This window comes from Streptomyces sp. NBC_01352 (genome assembly GCF_036237295.1).
Lineage (GTDB): Bacteria > Actinomycetota > Actinomycetes > Streptomycetales > Streptomycetaceae > Streptomyces > Streptomyces plumbiresistens.
On the sequence record NZ_CP108354.1, the window covers coordinates 4,668,752 to 4,691,591 of the forward strand.

35 protein-coding genes are annotated in these 22,840 nt (G+C 66.8%); 3 read left to right on the top strand and 32 right to left on the bottom strand.

The genetic code is table 11. The features are described 5' to 3' along the window. Nucleotides 1-86 precede the first annotated feature (86 nt). Nucleotides 87-1,055 carry a type I pantothenate kinase gene (gene coaA, locus OG252_RS21470; protein WP_266434987.1) on the top strand — a complete coding sequence of 323 codons (969 nt, stop codon included), beginning with the start codon at nt 87-89 and terminating at the stop codon, nt 1,053-1,055. Between the two features lie 31 nt (nt 1,056-1,086). Continuing rightward, a complete protein-coding gene (locus OG252_RS21475; RefSeq protein ID WP_266434989.1) occupies nt 1,087-2,022 on the top strand; it encodes a DUF389 domain-containing protein in 936 nt (311 codons plus the stop codon). Between the two features lie 110 nt (nt 2,023-2,132). On the opposite strand, the gene glmM is transcribed toward OG252_RS21475, so the two are convergent. From glmM to rplM, 3 genes are all read right to left on the bottom strand, one after another. Next, a complete protein-coding gene (gene glmM / locus OG252_RS21480) occupies nt 2,133-3,491 on the bottom strand; it encodes a phosphoglucosamine mutase (protein WP_266434991.1) in 1,359 nt (452 codons plus the stop codon). A 187-nt stretch (nt 3,492-3,678) separates the two neighbouring features. Continuing rightward, entirely contained in the window at nt 3,679-4,206 is a 528-nt protein-coding gene (gene rpsI / locus OG252_RS21485) for a 30S ribosomal protein S9 (protein WP_266434993.1), read from the bottom strand. 41 nt (nt 4,207-4,247) lie between these two features. Beyond that, a complete protein-coding gene (rplM, locus tag OG252_RS21490; RefSeq protein WP_266434995.1) occupies nt 4,248-4,691 on the bottom strand; it encodes a 50S ribosomal protein L13 in 444 nt (147 codons plus the stop codon). A gap of 629 nt (nt 4,692-5,320) precedes the next feature. Here rplM and OG252_RS21495 point away from each other — a divergent pair. Continuing rightward, on the top strand, nt 5,321-6,205 hold the full coding sequence (locus OG252_RS21495) for a hypothetical protein (RefSeq protein WP_329338020.1): 885 nt from the start codon (nt 5,321-5,323) through the stop codon (nt 6,203-6,205). 42 nt (nt 6,206-6,247) lie between these two features. Here the strand turns inward: OG252_RS21495 and truA are convergent, their stop codons facing one another. The 29 genes from truA to rplD form a co-directional block, all read right to left on the bottom strand. After that, nucleotides 6,248-7,111, bottom strand: a complete 864-nt coding sequence (gene truA / locus OG252_RS21500; RefSeq protein WP_329338022.1) for a tRNA pseudouridine(38-40) synthase TruA — start codon at nt 7,109-7,111, stop codon at nt 6,248-6,250. Nucleotides 7,112-7,204: 93 nt separating this feature from the next. Beyond that, nucleotides 7,205-7,732: a 50S ribosomal protein L17 gene (gene rplQ / locus OG252_RS21505; protein WP_266435001.1), complete on the bottom strand. Its 528-nt coding sequence runs from the start codon at nt 7,730-7,732 to the stop codon at nt 7,205-7,207. A 116-nt stretch (nt 7,733-7,848) separates the two neighbouring features. Continuing rightward, nucleotides 7,849-8,871, bottom strand: coding sequence for a DNA-directed RNA polymerase subunit alpha (locus OG252_RS21510; RefSeq protein ID WP_019055532.1), 1,023 nt, complete (start codon nt 8,869-8,871; stop codon nt 7,849-7,851). A gap of 139 nt (nt 8,872-9,010) precedes the next feature. Continuing rightward, entirely contained in the window at nt 9,011-9,415 is a 405-nt protein-coding gene (gene rpsK / locus OG252_RS21515; RefSeq protein WP_003956432.1) for a 30S ribosomal protein S11, read from the bottom strand. Nucleotides 9,416-9,481: 66 nt separating this feature from the next. Further along, on the bottom strand, nt 9,482-9,862 hold the full coding sequence (gene rpsM / locus OG252_RS21520) for a 30S ribosomal protein S13 (RefSeq protein ID WP_266435005.1): 381 nt from the start codon (nt 9,860-9,862) through the stop codon (nt 9,482-9,484). 192 nt (nt 9,863-10,054) lie between these two features. Beyond that, nucleotides 10,055-10,168, bottom strand: coding sequence for a 50S ribosomal protein L36 (rpmJ, locus tag OG252_RS21525; protein ID WP_003998809.1), 114 nt, complete (start codon nt 10,166-10,168; stop codon nt 10,055-10,057). A gap of 58 nt (nt 10,169-10,226) precedes the next feature. Next, complete coding sequence (infA, locus tag OG252_RS21530; protein ID WP_003948620.1) at nt 10,227-10,448, bottom strand: translation initiation factor IF-1; 222 nt, start codon at nt 10,446-10,448, stop codon at nt 10,227-10,229. Nucleotides 10,449-10,650: 202 nt separating this feature from the next. Beyond that, nucleotides 10,651-11,487, bottom strand: coding sequence for a type I methionyl aminopeptidase (gene map / locus OG252_RS21535; protein ID WP_266435009.1), 837 nt, complete (start codon nt 11,485-11,487; stop codon nt 10,651-10,653). A 137-nt stretch (nt 11,488-11,624) separates the two neighbouring features. Then, a complete protein-coding gene (locus tag OG252_RS21540) occupies nt 11,625-12,284 on the bottom strand; it encodes an adenylate kinase (RefSeq protein WP_266435011.1) in 660 nt (219 codons plus the stop codon). Beyond that, the gene (gene secY / locus OG252_RS21545; RefSeq protein ID WP_266435014.1) at nt 12,284-13,597 is read right to left on the bottom strand and encodes a preprotein translocase subunit SecY; all 1,314 of its coding nucleotides are present in this window, start codon (nt 13,595-13,597) and stop codon (nt 12,284-12,286) included. The genes OG252_RS21540 and secY overlap by 1 nt, the downstream gene beginning before the upstream one ends. Before the next feature lie 442 nt (nt 13,598-14,039). After that, complete coding sequence (rplO, locus tag OG252_RS21550) at nt 14,040-14,495, bottom strand: 50S ribosomal protein L15 (protein ID WP_266435016.1); 456 nt, start codon at nt 14,493-14,495, stop codon at nt 14,040-14,042. Between the two features lie 2 nt (nt 14,496-14,497). Beyond that, nucleotides 14,498-14,680 carry a 50S ribosomal protein L30 gene (gene rpmD / locus OG252_RS21555; RefSeq protein WP_005481207.1) on the bottom strand — a complete coding sequence of 61 codons (183 nt, stop codon included), beginning with the start codon at nt 14,678-14,680 and terminating at the stop codon, nt 14,498-14,500. Beyond that, complete coding sequence (rpsE, locus tag OG252_RS21560; RefSeq protein WP_266435019.1) at nt 14,680-15,288, bottom strand: 30S ribosomal protein S5; 609 nt, start codon at nt 15,286-15,288, stop codon at nt 14,680-14,682. Before rpsE ends, rpmD begins: the two co-directional genes overlap by 1 nt. 38 nt (nt 15,289-15,326) lie before the next feature. Continuing rightward, nucleotides 15,327-15,710: a 50S ribosomal protein L18 gene (gene rplR, locus OG252_RS21565; protein WP_266435021.1), complete on the bottom strand. Its 384-nt coding sequence runs from the start codon at nt 15,708-15,710 to the stop codon at nt 15,327-15,329. Between the two features lie 3 nt (nt 15,711-15,713). Beyond that, nucleotides 15,714-16,253, bottom strand: coding sequence for a 50S ribosomal protein L6 (rplF, locus tag OG252_RS21570; RefSeq protein WP_217237694.1), 540 nt, complete (start codon nt 16,251-16,253; stop codon nt 15,714-15,716). 24 nt (nt 16,254-16,277) lie between these two features. Next, on the bottom strand, nt 16,278-16,676 hold the full coding sequence (rpsH, locus tag OG252_RS21575) for a 30S ribosomal protein S8 (RefSeq protein WP_007494756.1): 399 nt from the start codon (nt 16,674-16,676) through the stop codon (nt 16,278-16,280). A 211-nt stretch (nt 16,677-16,887) separates the two neighbouring features. Continuing rightward, nucleotides 16,888-17,073 carry a type Z 30S ribosomal protein S14 gene (locus OG252_RS21580; RefSeq protein WP_003948630.1) on the bottom strand — a complete coding sequence of 62 codons (186 nt, stop codon included), beginning with the start codon at nt 17,071-17,073 and terminating at the stop codon, nt 16,888-16,890. A 5-nt stretch (nt 17,074-17,078) separates the two neighbouring features. Further along, nucleotides 17,079-17,636: a 50S ribosomal protein L5 gene (rplE, locus tag OG252_RS21585; RefSeq protein WP_266435027.1), complete on the bottom strand. Its 558-nt coding sequence runs from the start codon at nt 17,634-17,636 to the stop codon at nt 17,079-17,081. Next, complete coding sequence (rplX, locus tag OG252_RS21590; RefSeq protein WP_329338029.1) at nt 17,636-17,959, bottom strand: 50S ribosomal protein L24; 324 nt, start codon at nt 17,957-17,959, stop codon at nt 17,636-17,638. Before rplX ends, rplE begins: the two co-directional genes overlap by 1 nt. Nucleotides 17,960-17,961: 2 nt before the next feature. Further along, nucleotides 17,962-18,330, bottom strand: a complete 369-nt coding sequence (rplN, locus tag OG252_RS21595; RefSeq protein ID WP_003992364.1) for a 50S ribosomal protein L14 — start codon at nt 18,328-18,330, stop codon at nt 17,962-17,964. A 97-nt stretch (nt 18,331-18,427) separates the two neighbouring features. Next, complete coding sequence (rpsQ, locus tag OG252_RS21600) at nt 18,428-18,715, bottom strand: 30S ribosomal protein S17 (RefSeq protein ID WP_010354232.1); 288 nt, start codon at nt 18,713-18,715, stop codon at nt 18,428-18,430. Further along, nucleotides 18,715-18,939 (bottom strand): 50S ribosomal protein L29, encoded by a 225-nt coding sequence (rpmC, locus tag OG252_RS21605; protein ID WP_003998824.1) that lies wholly within the window; start codon nt 18,937-18,939, stop codon nt 18,715-18,717. The genes rpsQ and rpmC overlap by 1 nt, the downstream gene beginning before the upstream one ends. Beyond that, complete coding sequence (gene rplP, locus OG252_RS21610) at nt 18,939-19,358, bottom strand: 50S ribosomal protein L16 (RefSeq protein WP_004927269.1); 420 nt, start codon at nt 19,356-19,358, stop codon at nt 18,939-18,941. The genes rpmC and rplP overlap by 1 nt, the downstream gene beginning before the upstream one ends. A gap of 5 nt (nt 19,359-19,363) precedes the next feature. Next, entirely contained in the window at nt 19,364-20,200 is an 837-nt protein-coding gene (gene rpsC, locus OG252_RS21615) for a 30S ribosomal protein S3 (RefSeq protein ID WP_030619145.1), read from the bottom strand. After that, nucleotides 20,200-20,547, bottom strand: a complete 348-nt coding sequence (gene rplV / locus OG252_RS21620) for a 50S ribosomal protein L22 (RefSeq protein WP_006604878.1) — start codon at nt 20,545-20,547, stop codon at nt 20,200-20,202. The genes rpsC and rplV overlap by 1 nt, the downstream gene beginning before the upstream one ends. A 41-nt stretch (nt 20,548-20,588) precedes the next feature. Then, nucleotides 20,589-20,870, bottom strand: a complete 282-nt coding sequence (gene rpsS / locus OG252_RS21625; RefSeq protein ID WP_003948639.1) for a 30S ribosomal protein S19 — start codon at nt 20,868-20,870, stop codon at nt 20,589-20,591. A 12-nt stretch (nt 20,871-20,882) separates the two neighbouring features. Then, nucleotides 20,883-21,719, bottom strand: a complete 837-nt coding sequence (rplB, locus tag OG252_RS21630) for a 50S ribosomal protein L2 (protein ID WP_097285858.1) — start codon at nt 21,717-21,719, stop codon at nt 20,883-20,885. Nucleotides 21,720-21,759: 40 nt separating this feature from the next. Then, nucleotides 21,760-22,179, bottom strand: a complete 420-nt coding sequence (gene rplW, locus OG252_RS21635; protein WP_030039756.1) for a 50S ribosomal protein L23 — start codon at nt 22,177-22,179, stop codon at nt 21,760-21,762. Continuing rightward, nucleotides 22,179-22,835 (bottom strand): 50S ribosomal protein L4, encoded by a 657-nt coding sequence (gene rplD / locus OG252_RS21640; protein WP_266435037.1) that lies wholly within the window; start codon nt 22,833-22,835, stop codon nt 22,179-22,181. Before rplD ends, rplW begins: the two co-directional genes overlap by 1 nt. Nucleotides 22,836-22,840: the final 5 nt, after the last annotated feature.

The window sequence follows — 22,840 nt, forward strand, 5'->3', positions numbered from 1 at the left end:
CCCCGAATCCTGATGCGTGACGGACCCCACCCCGCCATCCGTTCGTACGCCCGTAACAATGGACTGTGATCTCTCCGGTCTCCCCGATGCCCCGGAGCGCCCACCGGCACAGGCCGGAGGCGACTCCCTACGTCGACCTCACCCGAGCCGAGTGGAGTGCGCTGCGCGAGAAGACGCCGCTGCCGCTCACCGCCGAGGAGGTCGAGAAGCTGCGCGGCCTCGGCGATGTCATCGACCTCGACGAGGTGCGGGACATCTACCTCCCGCTGTCCCGGCTCCTGAACCTCTACATCGGGGCCACCGACGGCCTGCGCGGCGCGCTGAACACCTTCCTCGGCGAACAGGGCTCCCAGTCCGGCACCCCGTTCGTCATAGGCGTCGCCGGCTCGGTCGCCGTGGGAAAGTCCACGGTCGCCCGTCTCCTCCAGGCCCTGCTCTCCCGCTGGCCCGAGCACCCGCGCGTCGAACTGGTCACCACCGACGGCTTCCTGCTGCCCACCAAGGAGCTCCAGGCCCGCGGCCTGATGTCGCGGAAAGGTTTCCCCGAGTCGTACGACCGCCGCGCCCTGACCCGTTTCGTCGCCGACATCAAGGCGGGCAAGGACGAGGTGACGGCCCCGGTCTACTCCCACCTCATCTACGACATCGTCCCGGACCAGCGGCTCACGGTCCGCCGCCCCGACATCCTGATCGTCGAGGGCCTGAACGTCCTGCAGCCCGCCCTGCCCGGCAAGGACGGCCGCACCCGGGTCGGTCTCGCCGACTACTTCGACTTCAGCGTGTACGTCGACGCCCGCGCCGAGGACATCGAGCGCTGGTACCTCAACCGCTTCAAGAAGCTGCGCGCGACCGCCTTCCAGAACCCCTCCTCGTACTTCCGCAAGTACACCCAGGTGTCCGAGGAGGAGGCCCTCGACTACGCCCGCACGACCTGGCGGACCATCAACCGTCCGAACCTGATCGAGAACGTGGCCCCCACCCGCGGCCGCGCCACCCTCATCATCCGCAAGGGCCCGGACCACAAGGTCCAGCGCCTGAGCCTGCGCAAGCTGTGACGCCGTAACCGGGGCCTGTTAGAAAGACCTCATGCTGCATCTGCGTCTGATCACCCCGTCCGGCAAGACCGACGAAGTGGTGCGCCTGATCGAGGAGACGGTCGGCACCGCCCACCTCGTCGTCCTGCCGGGCGCCGCCCGCGACCCGGCCGGAGACGTGGTGATGTGCGACGTGGCCCGCGAGGCGGGAGACGAACTCCTCACCGGACTCCAGGGGTTGGGCCTCGAGGACTGCGGCTCCATCGCCGTCGAGAACATCGACCTGTCCCTGTCCAAGCGCGCCGACCGGGCCGAGGACGACGCACCCGGCGAGGGCGCGGACGCGGTCCTGTGGGAGCACCTGACGGACGCGACGCACGAGGAGTCGACCCTCTCCGTCACCTACCTCGCGTTCATCACGCTCGCCACGATGATCGCGGCCTGCGGTGTGGTCCTGGACAACGCGATCCTGATCGTCGGCGCCATGGCGGTCGGCCCGGAGTTCGGCCCACTGGCCGGTATCTGCACGGCCGCGGTACAGCGCGCGCCGCGCCTGGCACTGCGCTCGCTGATCGCCCTGCTGGTGGGGTTCGCGGTGGCGATGGCGGTGACGGTCGGCTTCAGTCTCTTCATGGACGCCGTCGGCCTGTTCACCAAGGACCTGTTGGAGGCCGACCGCCCCAACACCGGCTTCATCTACGCCCCGGACTGGTTCTCGTTCGTCGTGGCCGTCCTCGCCGGAGCCGCCGGCACCCTCTCCCTGACCTCCGCCAAGTCCGGCGCCCTGGTGGGCGTAGCCATCTCCGTGACGACGGTCCCCGCAGCCGCCAACGCGGCCGTGGCCCTGATCTACAGCGACACCAACCAGGCCTGGCGCTCCTCGGAACAGCTCCTCCTGAACCTCTTCGGCATCATCCTGGCCGGCACCCTGACCCTCATGCTCCAGAAGTGGCTCTGGTCCACTCAGCGCAAACGAACAGCACTCTGAAACGCCGGAGTTGAGCTACGCCCTCAGGGGCGCGGGGAACTGCGCGACCAGCCACAACGAACCCGCAGCCCGCACACAACAGAACCCCCCACCCCCTGAACGAACGCCCCTTAACCCAGCGCCGACTTCACCGCATCGGCCAACCGCCCGGCCACAGACCGAGCCTGATCAATATCAGCCGCCTCGACCATCACCCGAACCAACGGCTCGGTCCCGGAAGGCCGCAGCAACACCCGCCCAGTAGCCCCAAGCTCCCGCTCCGCGTCAGCAACAGCCGTCGCCAACTCCGCGGACGTACCGACCCGCGACCGATCAACATCCGGCACATTGATCAGCACCTGCGGCAACCGCTCCATCACAGCCGCCAGCTCCCTGAGCGACCGCCCGCTCTCCGCGACCCGCGCGGCCAGCAGCAGCCCGGTCAGCGTGCCGTCCCCGGTGGTCGCGTGATCGAGGATGATCACGTGCCCGGACTGCTCGCCTCCCAGCGCGTACCCGTGCTCCTTCATCTCCTCGAGCACATACCGGTCCCCCACCGCCGTCTGGACGAGCTTCAGCCCCTCCCGCTCCAGCGCCAGCTTGAACCCGAGGTTCGACATGACCGTCGCGACAACGGTGCCGGAGCGCAGTGCGGAACGCTCCCGCATCGCAAGCGCGAGTACGGCCATGATCTGGTCGCCGTCCACCTCCTCACCGGTGTGGTCGACGGCGAGGCACCGGTCCGCGTCCCCGTCGTGCGCGATGCCGAACGCGGCACCGTGTTCGAGGACCGCGGCCTTGAGGAGGCCGAGGTGGGTGGAGCCACAGCCCTCGTTGATGTTGAGCCCGGTGGGATCGGCACCGATGGTGATGACCTCGGCGCCGGCCCGGGTGAACGCCTCGGGCGAGACCTGGGCGGCCGCGCCGTGCGCCTCGTCGAGGACGATCTTCAGCCCGTCGAGCCGGTTCGGGAGAACGCCGACGAGGTGGGAGACGTACTTCTCGGCCCCTTCGTCGTACGTCCGCACGCGCCCCACGCCCGAGCCCGTCGGCCGGTCCCAGGGGGCGCCGGTGCGGTGCTCCTCGTAGACGGCCTCGATCCGCTCCTCCAGCTCGTCGTCGAGCTTGTGCCCGCCGCGGGCGAGGAACTTCACGCCGTTGTCGGGCATGGCGTTGTGGCTGGCGGAGAGCATGACACCGAGGTCGGCGCCGAGCTCGGCCGTGAGGTAGGCGACCGCCGGGGTGGGCAGCACGCCCACCTTCAGGACGTCGACGCCCGCGCTGGCGAGGCCCGCGACCACCGCGGCCTCCAGGAACTCCCCGGACGCGCGCGGGTCCCGTCCGACCACGGCCGTCGGCCGATGGCCCTCGAAGGTGCCCGCCTCGGCCAGTACGTGCGCCGCGGCCACGGAGAGGCCGAGCGCCATCTCGGCCGTCAGATCCGCGTTGGCGACACCGCGCACGCCGTCCGTGCCGAAGAGTCGTCCCACTTGTCCTCCTGGATAAAGCGTCACTTTCGGAGATCACGCGATCACACAAGCCCTTGAACGTCTTGTGCCGTTATACGCCCATGGCTGTGATAAACGAACGCCCCGACGGCACTGTGGCGTGCCGCCGGGGCGTTCGGACGTACTGCGTACTGCTGGTAGTACCGCGAGTACGAGCAGGCAGCGAAGCTTAGCGCTTGCTGTACTGCGGGGCCTTGCGGGCCTTCTTGAGACCGGCCTTCTTGCGCTCGACCGCACGGTCGTCGCGACGGAGGAAGCCGGCCTTCTTGAGGGCGCCGCGGTTGTTGTCCACGTCGGCCTCGTTCAGCGCGCGGGCGACACCGAGACGGAGCGCACCGGCCTGACCGGAGACACCGCCACCCGCGATGCGGGCGATGACGTCGTAGCGGCCTTCGAGCTCGAGCACCTTGAAGGGCTCGTTGACTTCCTGCTGGTGCACCTTGTTGGGGAAGTAGTCCTCAAGGGTGCGACCGTTGATCTTCCACTTGCCGGAGCCCGGGACGATCCGGACGCGGGCGATGGCGTTCTTGCGACGGCCCAGGCCGGCGGCCGGCTGCGGGTCGCCGAAGCGGCCGGCGAGGGACTCCGAGGTGTACTCACCCTCGACGGGGACCTCGGACTCGGTGGTGTAGCTGTCAATGTCGACGAGCTCGGTCTCGGTCTCTTCGACCGGCTGCTCAACGGTGGTCTCGGCCACGATTCTCCTCAGATTCTGTTCGGTCTTAGGGGTGGCCGGACTTACTGCGCGACCTGGGTGATCTCGAACGGCACCGGCTGCTGGGCGGCGTGCGGGTGCTGGTCACCCTTGTAGACCTTCAGCTTCGAGAGCATCTGACGGCCCAGAGTGTTCTTGGGGAGCATGCCCTTGATGGCCTTCTCGACGGCCTTCTCGGGGTTCTTGTCGAGCAGCTCGTCGTAACGGACGGAGCGCAGACCACCCGGGTAGCCCGAGTGGCGGTAGGCCATCTTCTGGGTCCGCTTGTTGCCGGAGAGGTGCACCTTGTCGGCGTTGATGATGATGACGAAGTCACCGGTGTCGACGTGAGGGGCGTAGATCGGCTTGTGCTTGCCCCGCAGAAGCGTGGCGGCGGTGGTGGCGAGACGACCCAGGACAACGTCCTGAGCGTCGATGACGTGCCACTGGCGCGTCACATCGCCGGGCTTGGGGCTGTACGTACGCACGGTTCGTAGCCTTCGCTTCGAGTGAATGGTCCTAAACAAGGTCACCGAAACGATCACGACAGCCTGGGCCCACGGCGGCGACGCATACCGCGTGCGTGGGGTCGCTGGTCATCGGCCCGGTGGACCGGTGTAAGGGCCCGTCCCGTGAGAATGAGCAAGCCAATACACAACGAAGAAGCAGGATACCTGCGCTGGCCCGTACGGGTCAAAACGAGGCGACTGCAGCCGTCCGAACCGATTCTACCCGCCCCCCACACCCCCGGGTCCTCCCGTGGTGCGCCACCGTGAACGCCTGCGCACACAGCGTGACGCAACCCTGGAATGCCCTGCACCGATCGGACATCAGGAGCCGTCATGGAGACGCAGGGCACACAGACACAGCCGTCGCCCGGGGGCGCGCGGCCCGGGCGACGATGGCGTCGCCCATCCCGCCGTCCGAGGTCAGCGGGCCGTACGCGCCGCGAGGGCGCCAAGTACCGGCACCGACAGCATCCCCCACTCCCGGGTCACCCTTCGCACCAACCACCCGGAGATGTCGCCTTTGTGCTCGCCCGCCGAGCGAACGCCTGGTGTTCCAGAGCCCCTTGAGGCGGACCGGCGCACCGCTTCCGCCGTCTAAGATGCGGCTCATGAGCTATGGGCAGCAGGGGGGACCCCAGTCCCAGTGGGATCCCTGGACACCGCAATCCCAGCAGCCGTGGAACGGCGGCGACTCCGGCGGCGCCCCGGACTGGGCAGCGCTCGCCGAGGCCTCCGAGACGCGCGCCAAGCGGCGCCGGCTGCTGTTCATCGGCGGCGGCGCACTGGCCACGCTGGCGATCGGCACGGCCGTGGCGATGGCCGTGGTGTCGGCGGACGGCGACCCCGAGGGATCGGGCCGGCCGTCCACTCTTCCCAACAGTGCCGACATTCCGAGCGGGACCGGGACCGCGGAGCCGTCGTTCGAGCCGACCAGCGCCCCGCCGCCGCTGGACCCGAAGGAGTTCGTGTCCAGCAAGAACAAGGACACGGCCCCGATCGGCCCGAACATCCTGTTCCCGGGCACGCAGCTGACCATGGGCACGACCGTCTACAAGAAGGGCGCGACGGCCGACACCAAGAACTGCGCCGCGGCGGCCAAGGGCACCCTTGTGAAGGTCCTCAACGACAACGACTGCACCCGCCTGATGCGCGTCACCTACACCAAGGACGGCGTCGCGGTCACGGTCGGCGTGGCGGTCTTCGACACCGAGGCACAGGCGCTCAAGGCCAAGAAGGACGCCGACACCAAGAGCATCGTCGCGTCCCTGGCCGGCGACGGCGTCAAGGAGTTCTGCAACTCCGCGGTCTGCCGCTCGACCACCAACTCCTACGGCCGCTACGCCTACTTCACGATCGCCGGCTTCACCAACGGCAAGGACGTGACGACGAAGGACACCGCCGTCTTCACCACCGGCGACGACCTCGGCGAGTTCACGTTCCGCCAGATCCGTCGACGCGGCGAGGCCCAGGCTTCGGAGGCGGCCAACGAGTGACGCAGGCGCGCAGCCACCTGCGCGCCTGGGCCGCCGGTCACGCTAGCCGCAGCACCCGCCCCCCGACGGCAGAGACCGCCGGTTCCGCGCCTCGATGTTCCGCGCGGCCAGCAACTCGTCGGCCGGGTAGCCGACTTCCTCCAGCGTCAGCCCGTGCGGCCGTACGACGTGCACGGCGGAGTCCCGTACGCCTGCGGCCAGCACCTTGCCCGGCCAGTCGGGCGGCCGGTGCCCGTCCCCCACGAACAGCAGCGCGCCGATCAGCGACCGCACCATGTTGTGGCAGAAGGCGTCGGCGCGGACCGTGGCGGTGATGATCCCGTCGGCCCCGCGCTCCAGGCTCAGCTGCTGGAGCGTACGAATGGTGGTCGCGCCTTCGCGCTTCTTGCAGTAGGCGGCGAAGTCGTGCTCCCCGAGGAGCCGCTCCGCGGCCTCGTTCATCGCGCCGACGTCGAGGGGCCAGTCGTGCCAGAGCACGTGGCTCCGCAGCAGGGGGTCGACGCCTCCGGGGTTGTCGGTCACGCGATAGGCGTACCGCCGCCAGACCGCGGAGAAGCGCGCGTTGAAGCCGCTGGGCGCCTCCCGCAGGGCCCACACCCGTACGTCCTTGGAGAGCCGCCCGGCGAGCCGCTTGAGCAGCTTCCCGTGCTGCTCGGCCCAGACCTCCCGAGGCAGATCGACGTGGGCGACCTGGCCCCGGGCATGCACCCCGGCATCGGTGCGCCCGGCCACGGTCAGCTCGAACACCGTGTCGCGCGACCGCGTCACCGTCCGCAGCGCGTCCTCGATCTCCCCCTGTACGGTCCGCCGGCCCCCGGCCTGCTTGGCCCACCCGGAGAACGCGGTCCCGTCGTACGAGAGGTCCAAACGCACCCGTACGAACCCGGGCTGTACTTCGTCACTCACCCCTAGATCCTCTCAGCGCTGCATCCCTTTGAAAAAACGTGAAAGCGGGCCCGCCCCGCAGGGGGCGGACCCGCTCAACGCGAGGGTTCGACCTCAGGCGTCCTTGGACTCCTCGGCCGGAGCCGCGTCCTCGACAGCCTCGTCGGCCTTGGTCACGTCGACCTTGGTCTCCTCGGCGGCCGGAGCCTCGGTGGCGGCCTCGGCGTCCTTGGCGGCACGCTGGGTGGCGGCCTCGGCCTCGCCGGTCGCCTGCTGCGCGACCGTCAGCGCCTCGACCAGCTCGATGACAGCCATGGGCGCGTTGTCGCCACGGCGGTTACCGATCTTGGTGATGCGGGTGTAGCCACCCGGGCGGTTCTCGTAGCGCGGGCCGATCTCGGTGAAGAGCGTGTGCACGATGCTCTTGTCCGTGATCACCTGGAGCACCTGACGACGGTTGTGAAGGTCGCCCTTCTTCGCCTTGGTGACCAGACGCTCGGCGTACGGACGCAGCTTGCGCGCCTTCGCCTCGGTGGTGGTGATACGGCCGTGCTCGAACAGCGACTTCGCGAGGTTCGCGAGAAGCAGCTTCTCGTGCGCGGCACTGCCGCCCAGACGGGCACCCTTGGTGGGCTTCGGCATGGTGTTTCTCCTAGGTGTCTGCCCCGGCCGTATCAGGTACCGGGGTCAGTATCCGAGCGGGCGGTCGCCCGTCGAAGATCCGGGGGCCTCAGCGAGACCCCCGGAGGTGGTGCCGATCAGTACTGCTCGGTCTCCACGAAGCCCGCGTCCACGTCGTCGTCGGCGCCGAAGGCGTCGGCGGCGGCGGTCGGGTCGAATCCGGGCGGGCTGTCCTTCAGGGCCAGGCCCATGCCGGCCAGCTTCGCCTTGACCTCGTCGATCGACTTCGCACCGAAGTTGCGGATGTCGAGCAGGTCCGCCTCGGAACGCGCCACGAGCTCACCCACGGAGTGGATGCCCTCGCGCTTGAGGCAGTTGTACGACCGAACGGTGAGCTCGAGCTCCTCGATCGGCAGGGCGAGATCAGCGGCAAGGGCGGCGTCCGTGGGGGACGGGCCCATGTCGATGCCCTCGGCGTCGATGTTGAGCTCACGGGCCAGACCGAACAGCTCGACCAGGGTCTTGCCGGCCGACGCCATGGCGTCACGCGGACGCATGGCCTGCTTGGTCTCGACGTCGACGATCAGCTTGTCGAAGTCGGTGCGCTGCTCGACACGGGTCGCCTCGACCTTGTAGGTGACCTTGAGAACCGGCGAGTAGATCGAGTCGACCGGGATACGCCCGATCTCCTGACCGACCTGCTTGTTCTGCACGGCGGAGACGTAACCGCGGCCACGCTCGACCGTCAGTTCCATCTCCAGCTTGCCCTTGCCGTTGAGCGTGGCGAGGACGAGGTCGGGGTTGTGCACCTCGACACCGGCCGGGGGCGCGATGTCGGCGGCGGTGACCAGACCCGGGCCCTGCTTGCGCAGGTACATCACGACCGGCTCGTCGTGCTCCGAGGAGACGACCAGCTGCTTGATGTTGAGGATCAGGTCGGTGACGTCCTCCTTGACGCCCGGCACGGTGGTGAACTCGTGCAGAACGCCGTCGATACGGATGGACGTGACCGCCGCACCCGGGATCGAGGAGAGGAGCGTACGACGCAGGGAGTTGCCGAGGGTGTAGCCGAAGCCCGGCTCCAGCGGCTCGATCACGAACCGGGAGCGGAACTCGTCGACGACCTCTTCGGTCAAGGACGGACGCTGAGCAATCAGCATGTGGGGATCCTTCAGTCAGGGGCGCCCGCTATTTGACGCCCTGCTCACCGGGCGGAGCCCGATGTTGTTACTTCTGCAAGGGTACGGGCGGCACGCCTCCGAAGAGCCGTACCGCCCGCAACCTCAAGACGACCGAGCCTCAGACGCGGCGGCGCTTGGGCGGACGGCAGCCGTTGTGCGGGGTGGGGGTGACGTCCTGGATGGAGCCGACCTCGAGGCCAGTGGCCTGGAGGGAGCGGATCGCGGTCTCGCGACCGGAGCCCGGGCCCTTCACGAAGACGTCGACCTTGCGCATGCCGTGCTCCTGCGCGCGGCGGGCGGCCGACTCGGCGGCCATCTGCGCGGCGAAGGGCGTCGACTTGCGCGAGCCCTTGAAGCCGACGTGGCCGGCGGAGGCCCAGGAGATCACGTTGCCCGAGGGGTCCGTGATCGAGACGATCGTGTTGTTGAACGTGCTCTTGATGTGCGCGTGGCCGTGAGCGACGTTCTTCTTTTCCTTGCGGCGCACCTTCTTGGCAGCGCCCTGACGACCCTTGGGGGGCATCTATAACTCCTACGGGAGGTGGTCGGTCCTACAGCGAAGACCGCTTGTTCAAGCGTCCGCTGAGGACTACTTCTTGCCCGGCTTCTTCTTACCGGCGATGGCGCGACGCGGGCCCTTGCGGGTGCGGGCGTTCGTGCTGGTGCGCTGACCGCGGACAGGCAGACCGCGACGGTGACGCAGACCCTGGTAGCAGCCGATCTCCACCTTGCGGCGGATGTCGGCCTGGACCTCGCGACGGAGGTCACCCTCGGTCTTGATGTTGTTGTCGACGTACTCGCGGATCGCGACCAGCTCCTCCTCGGAGAGGTCGCGAACCCGGGTGTTCGGGTTGATGCCGGTCTCGGCCAGCGTGAGCTGGGAAAGGGTCCGGCCGATGCCGAACACGTAGGTCAGGGCGACCTCCACACGCTTTTCGCGCGGGATGTCAACACCGGAAACGCGTGCCATTCAATGGCTCCAGTTGATCTTCGGAGGTCTTCCACAGAACCTGCTCCCAGCCGCCGTACGAGGTACGAACTGGGTCCCCGGCCTCCGAACCGGGGGTATCAGGCGATCGCTCGCGATGCCTGGGTCCTGCGTATGAACATGTTCAGCTCGCGTCGCGCGAAGTTCTGCGGAGAGCAGAGGGTGGGTCGTGCGTCAGCCCTGGCGCTGCTTGTGGCGCGGGTTCTCGCAGATGACCATGACCCGACCGTGACGGCGGATCACCCTGCACTTGTCGCAGATCTTCTTGACGCTCGGCTTGACCTTCATGGGGTGAGGTTCTCCGGGTCAGTGCCACCACCCCGCCGGAACGGGGCAAAGGCAAGATCTACTTGTACCGGTAGACGATCCGGCCACGCGTCAGGTCGTACGGAGACAACTCCACCACGACCCGGTCGTCAGGGAGGATACGGATGTAGTGCATACGCATCTTGCCGCTGATGTGCGCCAGGACCTGGTGGCCGTTCTGGAGCTCGACCTTGAACATGGCGTTCGGAAGAGACTCGACGACAGTGCCCTCGATCTCGATGGCACCTTGCTTCTTGGCCACGCTTCGCCCTTCGAATCGACTACCTTGATCGACTCCCTTTGCGTCCCTTACGGGCGCATGCGGACATGCGGGTGCACGAGAGCCGACGAGTCAGTCTACGTCAGCGCACCCGGAATGACGAATCGAGAGAGTCTGCCCCGAGCCGGAGATCTCTAAGCACGCGTCGGCCTGGGAAGACAGGACCCTGCATCCCGGAACGCGCTCAGGCCAGTGGGTCCGGCGCCGCCGTGATCCCGTGCTCCGCGAGCTTCGCCCTGCCGCCGTCCGGGGCCGTCAGGACCAGCGGTCCCTGCTCCGTGAGGGCGACGGAGTGCTCCCAGTGGGAGGACCAGGTGCCGTCGGTGGTGATGACCGTCCAGTCGTCCTGGAGGACCTCCGTCTTCGGGGTGCCCAGGGAGACCATCGGCTCGATGGCGAGGCAGAAGCCGGGGACCAGCTTGGGGCCCTTGCCGCGGCGCCGGTCGACGTAGTTCAGCAGGTGCGGGTCCATGTGCATCTCGGTGCCGATGCCGTGGCCGCCGTAGTCCTCGATGATGCCGTAGCGACCGCCGCCGGCCTTCGGCTGGCGCCGGATGTACGTCTCGATGGCCTTGGAGACGTCCACGAGCCGGTTTCCCTGCTTCATGGCCGCGATGCCGGCCCACATCGACTCCTCGGTCACCCGGGAGAGCTCGATCAGCTCCGGAGCGTGCCCGGAGCCCACGAAGGCGGTGTACGCGGCGTCGCCGTGCCAGCCGTCGATGATCGCGCCGCAGTCGATGGAGATGATGTCGCCGTCCTTGAGGACGACCTCGTCGGACGGGATGCCGTGGACCACGACCTCGTTCACCGAGGTGCAGATCGTCGCGGGAAAGCCGCCGTATCCGAGGAAGTTCGGCTTCGCGTTGTGCTCCGCGAGCACCTTGCGCGCGACCTGGTCCAGGTCCTTCGTCGTGGCCCCGGGCACCGCGGCCTCACGCGTCGCCGCGTGGATGGCGGCCACGACCAGCCCCGCCTCACGCATCTTGGCGATCTGCTCGGGGGTCTTGATCTGCACCATGGGGGCGGGGGCCTTTCTCGGACCGGAGGTGTGACGGGCGCCTTCAACGATACGTGCACCCACGCAGCAGCCGCGGCCCCCTGGGAAGGGAACCGCGGCTACGGCGACACGTACGAAGAAGGATGTACGGAGAACGGCTACGCGGCGTCCTCGCGCTTCAGGGCCTCCATGGCCCGCGCGGTGACGTCCTCCACCTTGCCGAGCGCCGAGATCGTGACCACCAGGCCCTGCGCCTTGTAGTAGTCGATGATCGGCTCGGTCTGCGTGTGGTAGACCTCCAGCCGCTTGCGGACGGTCTCCTCGGAGTCGTCGTCGCGCTGGTAGAGCTCGCCGCCGCAGACGTCACAGACGCCGTCCTGCTTCGGCGCCTTGTACGTCACGTGGAAGACGTGCGCCGAGTCGTTACGGCAGATACGACGGCCGGCGATGCGCTTGACGACCTCTTCCTCGGGGACCTCGAGGTCCAGGACCCCGTCGAGCTTCATGTCCTCGTCCTGCAGCATCTCGTCCAGCGCCTCGGCCTGCGACACGTTCCGCGGGAAGCCGTCGAGAAGGAAGCCGTTCTCGGCGTCCGGCTTCTCCATGCGGTCCTTGGCCATCCCGATGGTGACCTCGTCAGGGACCAGGTTGCCCGCGTCCATGTAGGACTTCGCCAGTTTGCCGAGTTCCGTCTGCTGGCTGATGTTGGCCCGGAACAGGTCGCCCGTGGAGATGTGCGGGATCGACAGGTTCTGGGCGAGGAACGCGGCCTGCGTTCCCTTACCGGCACCCGGCGGCCCGACGAGGACGATACGCATCAGCGGAGGAACCCTTCGTAATTGCGCTGCTGAAGCTGACTCTCGATCTGCTTCACCGTCTCGAGACCCACACCCACGATGATCAGGATGCTGGTCCCGCCGAACGGGAAGTTCTGGTTTGCCCCGAAACCAGCCAACGCCATCGTCGGCACGAGAGCGATCAGCCCCAAGTACAGCGAACCCGGCCAGGTGATCCGGTTGAGTACGTAGGACAGGTACTCAGCGGTCGGTCGGCCAGCCCGGATGCCCGGGATGAAGCCACCATACTTCTTCATGTTGTCGGCGACTTCCTCGGGGTTGAACGAGATAGCCACGTAGAAGAAGGCGAAGAACACGATGAGGAAGAAGTACAGGATGATGTGCGGCGTGGCCGCCGTATCCGCGAGGTTCTTCTCGATCCAGGTCGCCCAACCGGCACTGGAGTTGGAGAACTGCACGATCAACGCCGGGATGTAGAGCAGCGACGACGCGAAGATGACCGGGATCACACCCGCCTGGTTGACCTTCAGCGGAATGTAGGTCGAGGTACCGCCGTAGGAACGGCGGCCGATCATCCGCTTCGCGTATTGCACCGGGATACGGCGCTGGGCCTGCTCGACGAAGACCACCAGGCCGACCATGACCAGGCCGACCAGGATCACCGTGCCGAACTCGATCCAGCCGCCGGCCAGCGAGCCCTGCTGCTTGATGGCCCACAGCGCGGACGGGAAGGTCGCGGCGATCGAGATGAACATCAGGATCGACATGCCGTTGCCGATACCGCGGTCGGTGATGAGCTCACCGAGCCACATGACGACGGCGGTGCCGGCGGTCATGGTGATGACCATGGTCATCGTGGAGAAGATCGAGCGGTCCGGCACGATGTCGGTCGCGACCGGGCAACCGCTGAAGAGCGCACCGCTGCGGGCGGTGGCCACCAGGCCGGTGCCCTGCAGGACGGCGAGCGCCACCGTCAGATAACGGGTGTACTGCGTGATCTTCGCGGTACCCGCCTGTCCCTCTTTCTTGAGGGCCTCCAGGCGCGGAATCACGACGGTCAACAGCTGCAGGATGATGCTCGCCGTGATGTACGGCATGATGCCGAGCGCAAAAATCGTGATCTGCAGCAGCGCGCCACCACTGAACATGTTGACCAGCCCGAACAGACCCTGGTTCGCGCTGGCCTGGTCGATGCAGGTCTGTACGTTCTTGTAGTCGACACCCGGGATCGGTACATGCGTGCCGACTCGGTAGACCACGATGATGCCGAGCGTGAAGAGCAGCTTCTTGCGCAGGTCGGGCGTCCTGAACGCCCGGGCGAACGCGGTGAGCACGGAGCCTCCTGCGCCCCCCGCACGCAGAGCAGGGAGGCTAGTCGTTGACAAGGCCTTGAAAGCCAGTAGACGGTCGCCCAACAGTGCTGAGGGAGACAGACACCTGTCACCACTAGCTATGGATGGACCACAGGACTCTAACAGTGCCGACCCCCTTGCAAGAAGCGGACGAACCCGACGACGGCCGCCCGGGACCGGCGCTCCGCCACGGCCGGGAATCGTCTCTTCCTCACACACCGCCGCATTTCGCATGAATCACCTCTACGAAAGCGGCCGAACTGTGCGGAGACGCGTGCGGTGACACGTCTCATGACGCACCTCATGACGCGCCTCATATGAAAAAGGCCCGCCGAAATATCGGCGGGCCTTTTTCGGCCGGGGATACCCACAAAAGAGGTATCCCCGGTCGGGGTCGTTCAAGTCAGCGAGACGTCCGAGGGAATCAGACGAGCTCGGTGACGGTACCGCCGGCAGCGGTGATCTTCTCCTTGGCGGAGCCGGAGACGGCGTCGACCGTCACCTGCAGCGCCACGGAGATCTCGCCCTGGCCGAGGACCTTGACGAGGCTGTTCTTGCGAACGGCACCCTTGGCGACGAGACCCTCGACGGTGACCTCGCCACCCTCCGGGTACAGCTCGCCCAGCTTGTCGAGGTTCACGACCTGGTACTCGGTCTTGAACGGGTTCTTGAAGCCCTTGAGCTTCGGGAGACGCATGTGGAGGGGCATCTGGCCACCCTCGAAGCGCTCCGGAACCTGGTAACGGGCCTTCGTGCCCTTGGTACCACGACCGGCCGTCTTACCCTTCGACGCCTCACCACGACCCACACGGGTCTTGGCGGTCTTGGCGCCCGGGGCGGGACGGAGGTTGTGGATCTTGAGCGGGTTGTTCTCCGCCATGATCAGTCGACCTCCTCGACCGTCACGAGGTGGCGGACGGTGTGCACCATGCCGCGGAACTCGGGACGATCCTCCTTGACGACCTGCGTGTTGATCCCCTTGAGACCAAGGGAGCGCAGGGTGTCACGGTGGTTCTGCTTGCTGCCGATGTACGACTTCGTCTGCGTGATCTTGAGCTGAGCCATTACGCAGCACCAGCCCCGGCACGCGCACGCAGCAGAGCCGCGGGAGCGACGTCCTCGAGCGGCAGACCGCGGCGGGCCGCGACCTCCTCGGGACGCTGCAGGCCCTTCAGGGCCGCCACGGTCGCGTGCACGATGTTGATCGCGTTCGACGAGCCGAGCGACTTCGACAGGATGTCGTGGATACCGGCGCACTCGAGCACGGCACGCACCGGACCACCGGCGATAACGCCGGTACCCGGAGACGCGGGCTTGAGCAGCACGACGCCGGCAGCCTTCTCACCCGTGATCGGGTGCGGGATGGTGCCCTGGATACGGGGGACCTTGAAGAAGTGCTTCTTGGCCTCCTCAACACCCTTGGCGATGGCGGCCGGCACCTCCTTGGCCTTGCCGTAACCGACACCCACGGTGCCGTCACCATCGCCCACCACGACCAGCGCGGTGAAGCTGAAGCGACGACCACCCTTCACAACCTTGGCGACGCGGTTGATCGCGACAACGCGCTCAACGTACGCGGTCTTCTCGGCAGCAGAAGCGCCACCGTCGCGACCCTTCCGGTCCCGCCGCTCGCCGCCACCGGCACCGCTTCCACGGCGCTGGGGTCCAGCCATTGGATTACCTCTCTCTTTCCGCTAGCTACGGAAGCGGCTCAGAACTTGAGCCCGGCTTCGCGGGCGGCGTCCGCCAGGGCAGCGATGCGCCCGGCGTACTGGTTGCCACCACGGTCGAATACGACAGCCTCGACACCGGCGGCCTTGGCGCGCTCGGCGACCAGGGCGCCGACCTGCTTGGCCTGCGTGGACTTGTCGCCCTCCGCTCCGCGGATCGAGGTGTCCAGGGTGGACGCCGACGCAAGGGTGTGACCCTTGAGGTCGTCGATCACCTGGGCAACGATGTGGCGGTTCGAGCGGGTCACGACCAGACGAGGACGCTCCGCCGTACCGTTGATCGACTTGCGGATCCGGATGTGGCGGCGCTTGATCGCGGCGCGCTTGTAGGCGTCGCCCTTGAGGATCTTCTGTCCGTATGCCATGGCTTACTTACCCGCCTTTCCGACCTTGCGGCGGATGACTTCGCCCTCGTACTTGACACCCTTGGCCTTGTACGGGTCGGGCTTGCGCAGCTTGCGGATGTTGGCCGCAACCTCGCCGACCTTCTGCTTGTCGATGCCCTCGACCTGGAAGCGGGTCGGGTTCTCCACCTTGAAGGTGATTCCCTCGGGCGCCTCGACGGTGATCGGGTGGCTGTAGCCCAGAGCGAACTCGAGGTTCGATCCCTTGGCCTGTACGCGGTAACCGACACCGCTGATCTCGAGCTTCTTCACGTAACCCTGGGTCACGCCGGTGATCATGTTCGCCACCAGCGTGCGGGACAGGCCGTGCAGGGCCTTGTTCTGACGCTCGTCGTTGGGGCGGGTGACGTTGAGCACGCCGTCCTCACCCTTGGCGATGTCGATCGGCGCAGCGACGGTGTGGCTCAAAGAACCCTTGGGGCCCTTGACCGAAACCGTACGGCCGTCGATGGTGACGTCCACGCCGGCGGGAACCGTGATGGGGAGCTTGCCAATGCGCGACATAGCTGTTTCCTCCGTTCCCTTCCGCTACCAGACGTAGGCGAGAACTTCTCCGCCTACGCCCTTCTTGCCGGCCTGCTTGTCGGTGAGGAGCCCGTGCGACGTGGAGATGATCGCCACGCCCAGGCCGCCCAGCACCTTCGGCAGGTTGGTGGACTTCGCGTACACCCGGAGACCGGGCTTGGAGATCCGCTTGATGCCCGCGATGGAGCGCTCACGGTTCGGGCCGAACTTCAGCTCGAGGACGAGGTTCTTGCCGACCTCGGCGTCCTCGATCTTCCAGCCCGTGATGAAGCCCTCCTGCTGGAGGATCTCCGCGATGTGCGACTTGATCTTCGATGCCGGCATCGTCACGGAGTCGTGGTATGCCGAGTTCGCGTTCCGCAGACGCGTAAGCATGTCTGCGATCGGATCAGTCATGGTCATGAATTGGCCTTCGGCCTCTCTCGCCGGGGTTTCCTGGTGCGCCATCCCTCTCCCCGATCCGAGACGGGGCGGGTGCGGCGCGGTGGACCTACGGCGTAGTAAGTCGTATGGGCGTCCAAGCGCCCAACCCTCCTAGCCTAAGCCACGAAGGGGTGGGCGCCTGACACCGCCCTTTACTTACCGAGAGTTCCTGAAATCCCGAAGTACGGGACTACCAGGAGCTCTTGGTCACGCCCGGCAGCTCGCCACGGTGAGCCATCTCACGAAGGCACACGCGGCACAGGCCGAACTTGCGGTACACGGAGTGCGGACGACCACAGCGCTGGCAGCGCGTGTAGCCACGTACTCCGAACTTGGGCTTACGAGCAGCCTTGGCAATCAGAGCCTTCTTCGCCATCTCGCTCACGCCTCCTTGAAGGGGAAGCCGAGGTGACGAAGGAGCGCACGGCCCTCAGCGTCGTTGGTCGCCGTGGTGACCACGGTGATGTCCATACCCCGGACGCGGTCGATCTTGTCCTGGTCGATCTCGTGGAACATGACCTGCTCGGTGAGACCGAAGGTGTAGTTGCCACGACCGTCGAACTGCTTGGGAGACAGGCCGCGGAAGTCGCGGATGCGCGGGAGCGCCAGCGACAGGGTGCGGTCCAGGAACTCCCACATGCGGTCGCCACGAAGCGTGACGTGGGCACCGATCGGCTGACCCTCACGCAGCTTGAACTGCGCGATGGACTTGCGGGCCTTGGTGATGGCCGGCTTCTGACCGGTGATGGTGGTCAGGTCACGGACGGCACCGTCCATGAGCTTCGAGTCACGGGCGGCGTCGCCGACACCCATGTTGACCACGATCTTGACGAGACCGGGGATCTGCATGACGTTCTCGTACTTGAACTCGTCACGCAGCTTGCCCGCGATCTCCTCGCGGTACTTCGTCTTCAGACGCGGAGTGGTGGTGGTCGTCATCAGATGTCCTCACCCGTCCGCTTGGCAACGCGAACCTTGTTGCCCTCTTCGTCGAAGCGGTAACCGACACGCGTGACGACCTTGTTGCCGTCCTTCTCCACGACGAGCTGAACGTTGCTCACGTGAACAGGGGCCTCGGTCGTGACGATGCCACCGGCCTGCGAACCCTTGGCGGTCGGGCCGGCCTTGGTGTGCTTCTTGACCCGGTTGACACCCTCGACCAGGACACGGTCCTCACGGGGGAAGGCCGCGATGACCTTGCCCTGCTTGCCCTTGTCCTTACCGGTGATGACCTGGACCAGGTCGCCCTTCTTGATCTTCATGCTTACAGCACCTCCGGCGCGAGCGAGATGATCTTCATGAACTTCTTCTCGCGCAGCTCACGACCCACCGGGCCGAAGATACGGGTGCCGCGAGGGTCGCCGTCGTTCTTGAGAATGACGGCGGCGTTCTCGTCGAAGCGGATGTACGAGCCGTCCGGACGGCGGCGCTCCTTGACGGTGCGAACGATGACCGCCTTGATGACGTCACCCTTCTTCACGTTGCCACCGGGGATCGCGTCCTTGACGGTGGCGACGATGACGTCACCGATGCCCGCGTAGCGGCGACCGGAGCCACCGAGCACACGGATGCAAAGGATTTCCTTCGCACCAGTGTTGTCGGCGACACGCAGTCGCGACTCCTGCTGGATCACGTCTATCTCCTGTTTGTCTGCCGGTTCCCCGGGAGCCGCTCAGCGAGCGGCTCCCGGAGCCTGGCGGAACTGTCCTGCGAGTTTGCCCGCAGGAGAATTACTTGGCCTTCTCGAGGATCTCGACGATGCGCCAGCGCTTCGTGGCGGACAGCGGACGCGTCTCCATCAGGAGGACGCGGTCGCCGACGCCGGCAGCGTTCTGCTCGTCGTGCGCCTTGAGCTTGTTCGTACGGCGGATGACCTTGCCGTACAGCGCGTGCTTGACGCGGTCCTCGACGGCGACGACGACGGTCTTGTCCATCTTGTCGCTGACGACGAGACCCTCACGGGTCTTGCGGAAGCCGCGGGCCTCTGCAGTCTGCTCAGTCACGTTGTTCTCACTCATCAGGCGCTCTCCACCGTCTCGATGCCCAGCTCGCGCTCACGCATCAGGGTGTAGATCCGCGCGATGTCCTTACGGACGGCCTTCAGCCGACCGTGGTTCTCGAGCTGACCCGTCGCCGCCTGGAAGCGGAGGTTGAACAGCTCTTCCTTGGCTTCGCGGAGCTTCGCGAGAAGCTCCTCGTCACCCAGTTCGCGCAGCTCGGACGCCTTGGTACCGGCCGACATCACGCTTCACCTGCCTCGCGCTTGACGATCCGGCACTTCATCGGCAGCTTGTGGGCTGCGCGAGTCAGGGCCTCACGGGCGATCTTCTCGTTGGGGTAGGACAGCTCGAACATGACCCGGCCCGGGTGCACGTTCGCGATCCACCACTCCGGCGAACCCTTACCGGAACCCATGCGGGTCTCGGCAGGCTTCTTCGTGAGCGGGCGGTCCGGGTAGATGTTGATCCAGACCTTGCCACCACGCTTGATGTGGCGGGTCATCGCGATACGGGCCGCCTCGATCTGGCGGTTGGTCACGTACGCCGGCGTGAGGGCCTGAATGCCGTACTCGCCGAACGCGACCGTCGTACCGCCCTTGGCCTGGCCACGGCGCTTCGGGTGGTGCTGCTTGCGGTGCTTGACCCGTCGGGGGATCAGCATTTCGGTCAGGCCTCCGTTCCGGTGCTCTCAGCCGGAGCGGCAGCCGCCGGAGCCTCGGCCTTGGGGGCCTCGGCGGCGGGAGCCTGCTGCGGCTTGCGACCGCGACCGCCACGCTCGCCGCCACGGCCACCACGGGCCGGGCGGTCGGCGCCGCCGCCACCACGGGCCGGGCGGTTGCCGGCGCGGGCAGCAGCGTTCTCGGCGCGGACCTCGGCGATGTTCTTGACGTCGCCCTTGTAGATCCAGACCTTCACGCCGATGCGGCCGAAGGTCGTCTTGGCCTCGAAGAAGCCGTAGTCCACGTTCGCGCGGAGCGTGTGCAGGGGCACACGGCCCTCGCGGTAGAACTCCGAACGGGACATCTCGGCGCCACCGAGGCGGCCACCGCACTGGATCTTGATGCCCTTGGCGCCGGCCTTCATCGTGCCCTGCATGCTCTTACGCATGGCGCGACGGAAGGAGACGCGGGAGGAGAGCTGCTCGGCAACGGCCTGGGCAACCAGCTGAGCGTCGGTCTCGGGGCTCTTGACCTCGAGGATGTTCAGCTGGACCTGCTTGCCCGTGAGCTTCTCGAGGTCACCGCGGATGCGGTCGGCCTCGGCGCCACGGCGGCCGATGACGATGCCCGGACGGGCCGTGTGGATGTCCACACGGACGCGGTCACGGGTGCGCTCGATCTCCACCTTGGAGATGCCGGCGCGCTCCATGCCGGACGTCATCATCCGACGGATGGCGACGTCTTCCTTGACGTAGTCCTTGTACAGCTTGTCGGCGTACCAACGGGACTTGAAGTCCGTGGTGATGCCGAGCCGGAACCCATGCGGGTTAACCTTCTGGCCCATTACCGGGTTCCTTCCTTGCTGCTGACGACCACAGTGATGTGGCTGGTCCGCTTGCGGATCCGGTAGGCGCGGCCCTGGGCACGCGGACGGAACCGCTTCAGGGTCGGACCCTCGTCGACATACGCCTCGGAGATGACGAGGCTGCCGGCGTCGGTGTGGTCGTAGTTGTGTGCGGCGTTGGCAATGGCGCTGTCAAGCACCTTGCCGACCGGCACGCTCGCGGCCTGCGGGGCGAAACGCAGGACCGCCTGAGCCTCCGTGGCGTCCATGCCACGGATAAGGTCCACCACGCGGCGGGCCTTCATGGGCGTAACGCGGATGTACCGCGCCTGGGCCCTGGCTTCCATGGTTGTCCTTCCAGTGTCTGTCATGGTCATTCCACCCCGCGTTAGCGGCGCTTCGACTTCCGGTCGTCCTTGACGTGACCCCGGAAGGTGCGCGTCGGCGAGAACTCGCCGAGCTTGTGGCCGACCATCGACTCGGTGACAAACACCGGAATGTGGGTCTTGCCGTTGTGCACCGCGATCGTGTGGCCCAGCATGGCCGGGACGATCATCGAGCGACGGGACCAGGTCTTGATGACGTTCTTGGTGCCTGCCTCGTTCTGTACGTCCACCTTCTTGATCAGGTGGTCGTCGACGAAGGGCCCCTTCTTGAGACTGCGCGGCATCTAAACCCGCTCCTAGCGCTTCTTGTTCGTCTTGCGGCGGCGGACGATGTACTTGTTCGAAGCCTTCTTCGGCGAACGAGTACGACCTTCCTTCTGACCCCAGGGGCTGACCGGGTGGCGACCACCGGAGGTCTTGCCCTCACCACCACCGTGGGGGTGGTCAACCGGGTTCATCGCCACACCACGAACGGTCGGGCGGACGCCCAGCCAGCGCTTGCGGCCGGCCTTGCCCCAGTTGATGTTGCTCTGCTCGGCGTTGCCGACCTCGCCGACCGTGGCGCGGCAGCGCTGGTCGACCAGGCGGATCTCACCGGAGGGCATACGAAGGTGGGCCATCGTGCCCTCCTTCGCCAGCAGCTGCACCGAGGCGCCTGCGGAGCGGGCGAACTTGGCGCCGCCACCGGGACGGATCTCGATCGCGTGGATCGTGGTACCGACCGGGATGTTGCGGAGCGCCAGGTTGTTGCCCGGCTTGATGTCGGCCCCGGGACCGTTCTCGACGCGGTCACCCTGCTGCAGGTTGCGGGGGGCGAGGATGTAGCGCTTCTCGCCGTCCGCGTAGTGCAGCAGCGCGATGCGCGCGGTGCGGTTGGGGTCGTACTCGATGTGCGCGACCTTCGCCGGCACGCCGTCCTTGTCGTGACGACGGAAGTCGATCACTCGGTAGGCGCGCTTGTGTCCGCCACCCTGGTGGCGAACGGTCACACGACCGGAATTGTTACGGCCGCCCTTGCTGTGCAGCGGGCGAACCAGCGACTTCTCCGGCGTGGACCGCGTGACCTCGACGAAGTCGGCGACGCTGGAGCCACGACGGCCCGGCGTAGTCGGCTTGTACTTGCGGATTCCCATTTCTCAGTCCTCGTCCGATATCGGACGATCCGGACCGCCGTCAGGCGGTCGGACCGCCGAAGATGTCGATACGGTCGCCCTCAGCGAGGGTCACAATCGCGCGCTTGGAGCCGGCACGCTGACCGAAGCCGGTCTTGGTGCGCTTGCGCTTGCCCTGGCGGTTGATCGTGTTGACCCCGGTGACCTTGACCGAGAAGACCGCCTGGACGGCCTGCTTGATCTGGGTCTTGTTGGCGCCCGGGGCGACGATGAACGTGTACTTGCCCTCGTCGAGAAGCGCGTAGCTCTTCTCGGACACGACCGGCTTGAGCAGGATGTCACGGTGGTCCGTGAACGACTTGCTCACCGGGGTGACGACGGTGTTCTTGCCTTCGGCCTCGTGGCGGCGCGCCTTGGCGACGCGCGCGACCTTCTTGGCCTTGGCGGCCTTCGAGGCGATGCTCGGGTGACGCGTAGCCATCAGGCCTCGCTCCCTTCGGTGTCGGTGGCCTGCGGGCCGGACACGAAGGACTCGAAAGCGGCCTGGGTGAAGACCACGTCGTCGGAGACGATCACGTCGTACGTGTTCAGCTGGCCCGGCTCCAGGATGTGGACCTGGGGCAGGTTGCGGGCGGAGAGCCACGCGGCCTCGTCGGCGCGGTCGATGACCAGGAGCAGGTTCTTGCGCTCCGAGATCTTGCCGAACAGCGTCCGAGCGGCCTTCGTCGACGGGTTCTCACCCTCGATGAGGCCGGAGACCACGTGGATGCGGTTGTGGCGGGCCCGGTCGGTGAGGGCGTGACGCAGAGCGGCAGCCTTCATCTTCTTCGGGGTCCGCTGCGAGTAGTCACGCGGCTGCGGGCCGTGGACGACGCCACCGCCTGCGAACTGCGGCGCGCGGGTCGAGCCCTGACGGGCGCGGCCGGTGCCCTTCTGGCGGTACGGCTTCTTGCCGCCACCACGGACTTCACCGCGACGCTTGGTCTTGTGCGTGCCCTGACGGGCAGCGGCGTTCTGCGCGACGACGACCTGGTGGATCAGCGGAATGCTGATCTTCTCCACGCCGAAGATCTCCGCGGGGAGCTCGACGCTTCCGGTCTTCTCGCCTGCAGGCGAAAGGATGTCAACAGTGCTCATCGGTT

Bases quoted from the DNA above. Each gene is read 5' to 3' on its own strand.
- coaA (WP_266434987.1), top strand. From the start codon at position 87: ATGCCCCGGAGCGCCCACCGGCACAGGCCGGAGGCGACTCCCTACGTC.
- OG252_RS21475 (WP_266434989.1), top strand. From the start codon at position 1,087: ATGCTGCATCTGCGTCTGATCACCCCGTCCGGCAAGACCGACGAAGTG.
- OG252_RS21495 (WP_329338020.1), top strand. From the start codon at position 5,321: ATGAGCTATGGGCAGCAGGGGGGACCCCAGTCCCAGTGGGATCCCTGG.
- rplQ (WP_266435001.1), bottom strand. From the start codon at position 7,732: ATGCCGAAGCCCACCAAGGGTGCCCGTCTGGGCGGCAGTGCCGCGCAC.
- OG252_RS21510 (WP_019055532.1), bottom strand. From the start codon at position 8,871: ATGCTGATTGCTCAGCGTCCGTCCTTGACCGAAGAGGTCGTCGACGAG.
- rpsK (WP_003956432.1), bottom strand. From the start codon at position 9,415: ATGCCCCCCAAGGGTCGTCAGGGCGCTGCCAAGAAGGTGCGCCGCAAG.
- rpsM (WP_266435005.1), bottom strand. From the start codon at position 9,862: ATGGCACGCGTTTCCGGTGTTGACATCCCGCGCGAAAAGCGTGTGGAG.
- rpmJ (WP_003998809.1), bottom strand. From the start codon at position 10,168: ATGAAGGTCAAGCCGAGCGTCAAGAAGATCTGCGACAAGTGCAGGGTG.
- map (WP_266435009.1), bottom strand. From the start codon at position 11,487: ATGGTGCAGATCAAGACCCCCGAGCAGATCGCCAAGATGCGTGAGGCG.
- OG252_RS21540 (WP_266435011.1), bottom strand. From the start codon at position 12,284: ATGCGTATCGTCCTCGTCGGGCCGCCGGGTGCCGGTAAGGGAACGCAG.
- rplO (WP_266435016.1), bottom strand. From the start codon at position 14,495: ATGGCGGAGAACAACCCGCTCAAGATCCACAACCTCCGTCCCGCCCCG.
- rpmD (WP_005481207.1), bottom strand. From the start codon at position 14,680: ATGGCTCAGCTCAAGATCACGCAGACGAAGTCGTACATCGGCAGCAAG.
- rpsE (WP_266435019.1), bottom strand. From the start codon at position 15,288: ATGGCTGGACCCCAGCGCCGTGGAAGCGGTGCCGGTGGCGGCGAGCGG.
- rplR (WP_266435021.1), bottom strand. From the start codon at position 15,710: ATGGCATACGGACAGAAGATCCTCAAGGGCGACGCCTACAAGCGCGCC.
- rplF (WP_217237694.1), bottom strand. From the start codon at position 16,253: ATGTCGCGCATTGGCAAGCTCCCCATCACGGTTCCCGCCGGCGTGGAC.
- rpsH (WP_007494756.1), bottom strand. From the start codon at position 16,676: ATGACCATGACTGATCCGATCGCAGACATGCTTACGCGTCTGCGGAAC.
- OG252_RS21580 (WP_003948630.1), bottom strand. From the start codon at position 17,073: ATGGCGAAGAAGGCTCTGATTGCCAAGGCTGCTCGTAAGCCCAAGTTC.
- rplE (WP_266435027.1), bottom strand. From the start codon at position 17,636: ATGACGACCACCACCACTCCGCGTCTGAAGACGAAGTACCGCGAGGAG.
- rplX (WP_329338029.1), bottom strand. From the start codon at position 17,959: ATGAAGATCAAGAAGGGCGACCTGGTCCAGGTCATCACCGGTAAGGAC.
- rpsQ (WP_010354232.1), bottom strand. From the start codon at position 18,715: ATGAGTGAGAACAACGTGACTGAGCAGACTGCAGAGGCCCGCGGCTTC.
- rpmC (WP_003998824.1), bottom strand. From the start codon at position 18,939: ATGTCGGCCGGTACCAAGGCGTCCGAGCTGCGCGAACTGGGTGACGAG.
- rplP (WP_004927269.1), bottom strand. From the start codon at position 19,358: ATGCTGATCCCCCGACGGGTCAAGCACCGCAAGCAGCACCACCCGAAG.
- rpsC (WP_030619145.1), bottom strand. From the start codon at position 20,200: ATGGGCCAGAAGGTTAACCCGCATGGGTTCCGGCTCGGCATCACCACG.
- rplV (WP_006604878.1), bottom strand. From the start codon at position 20,547: ATGGAAGCCAGGGCCCAGGCGCGGTACATCCGCGTTACGCCCATGAAG.
- rpsS (WP_003948639.1), bottom strand. From the start codon at position 20,870: ATGCCGCGCAGTCTCAAGAAGGGGCCCTTCGTCGACGACCACCTGATC.
- rplB (WP_097285858.1), bottom strand. From the start codon at position 21,719: ATGGGAATCCGCAAGTACAAGCCGACTACGCCGGGCCGTCGTGGCTCC.
- rplW (WP_030039756.1), bottom strand. From the start codon at position 22,179: ATGGCTACGCGTCACCCGAGCATCGCCTCGAAGGCCGCCAAGGCCAAG.
- rplD (WP_266435037.1), bottom strand. From the start codon at position 22,835: ATGAGCACTGTTGACATCCTTTCGCCTGCAGGCGAGAAGACCGGAAGC.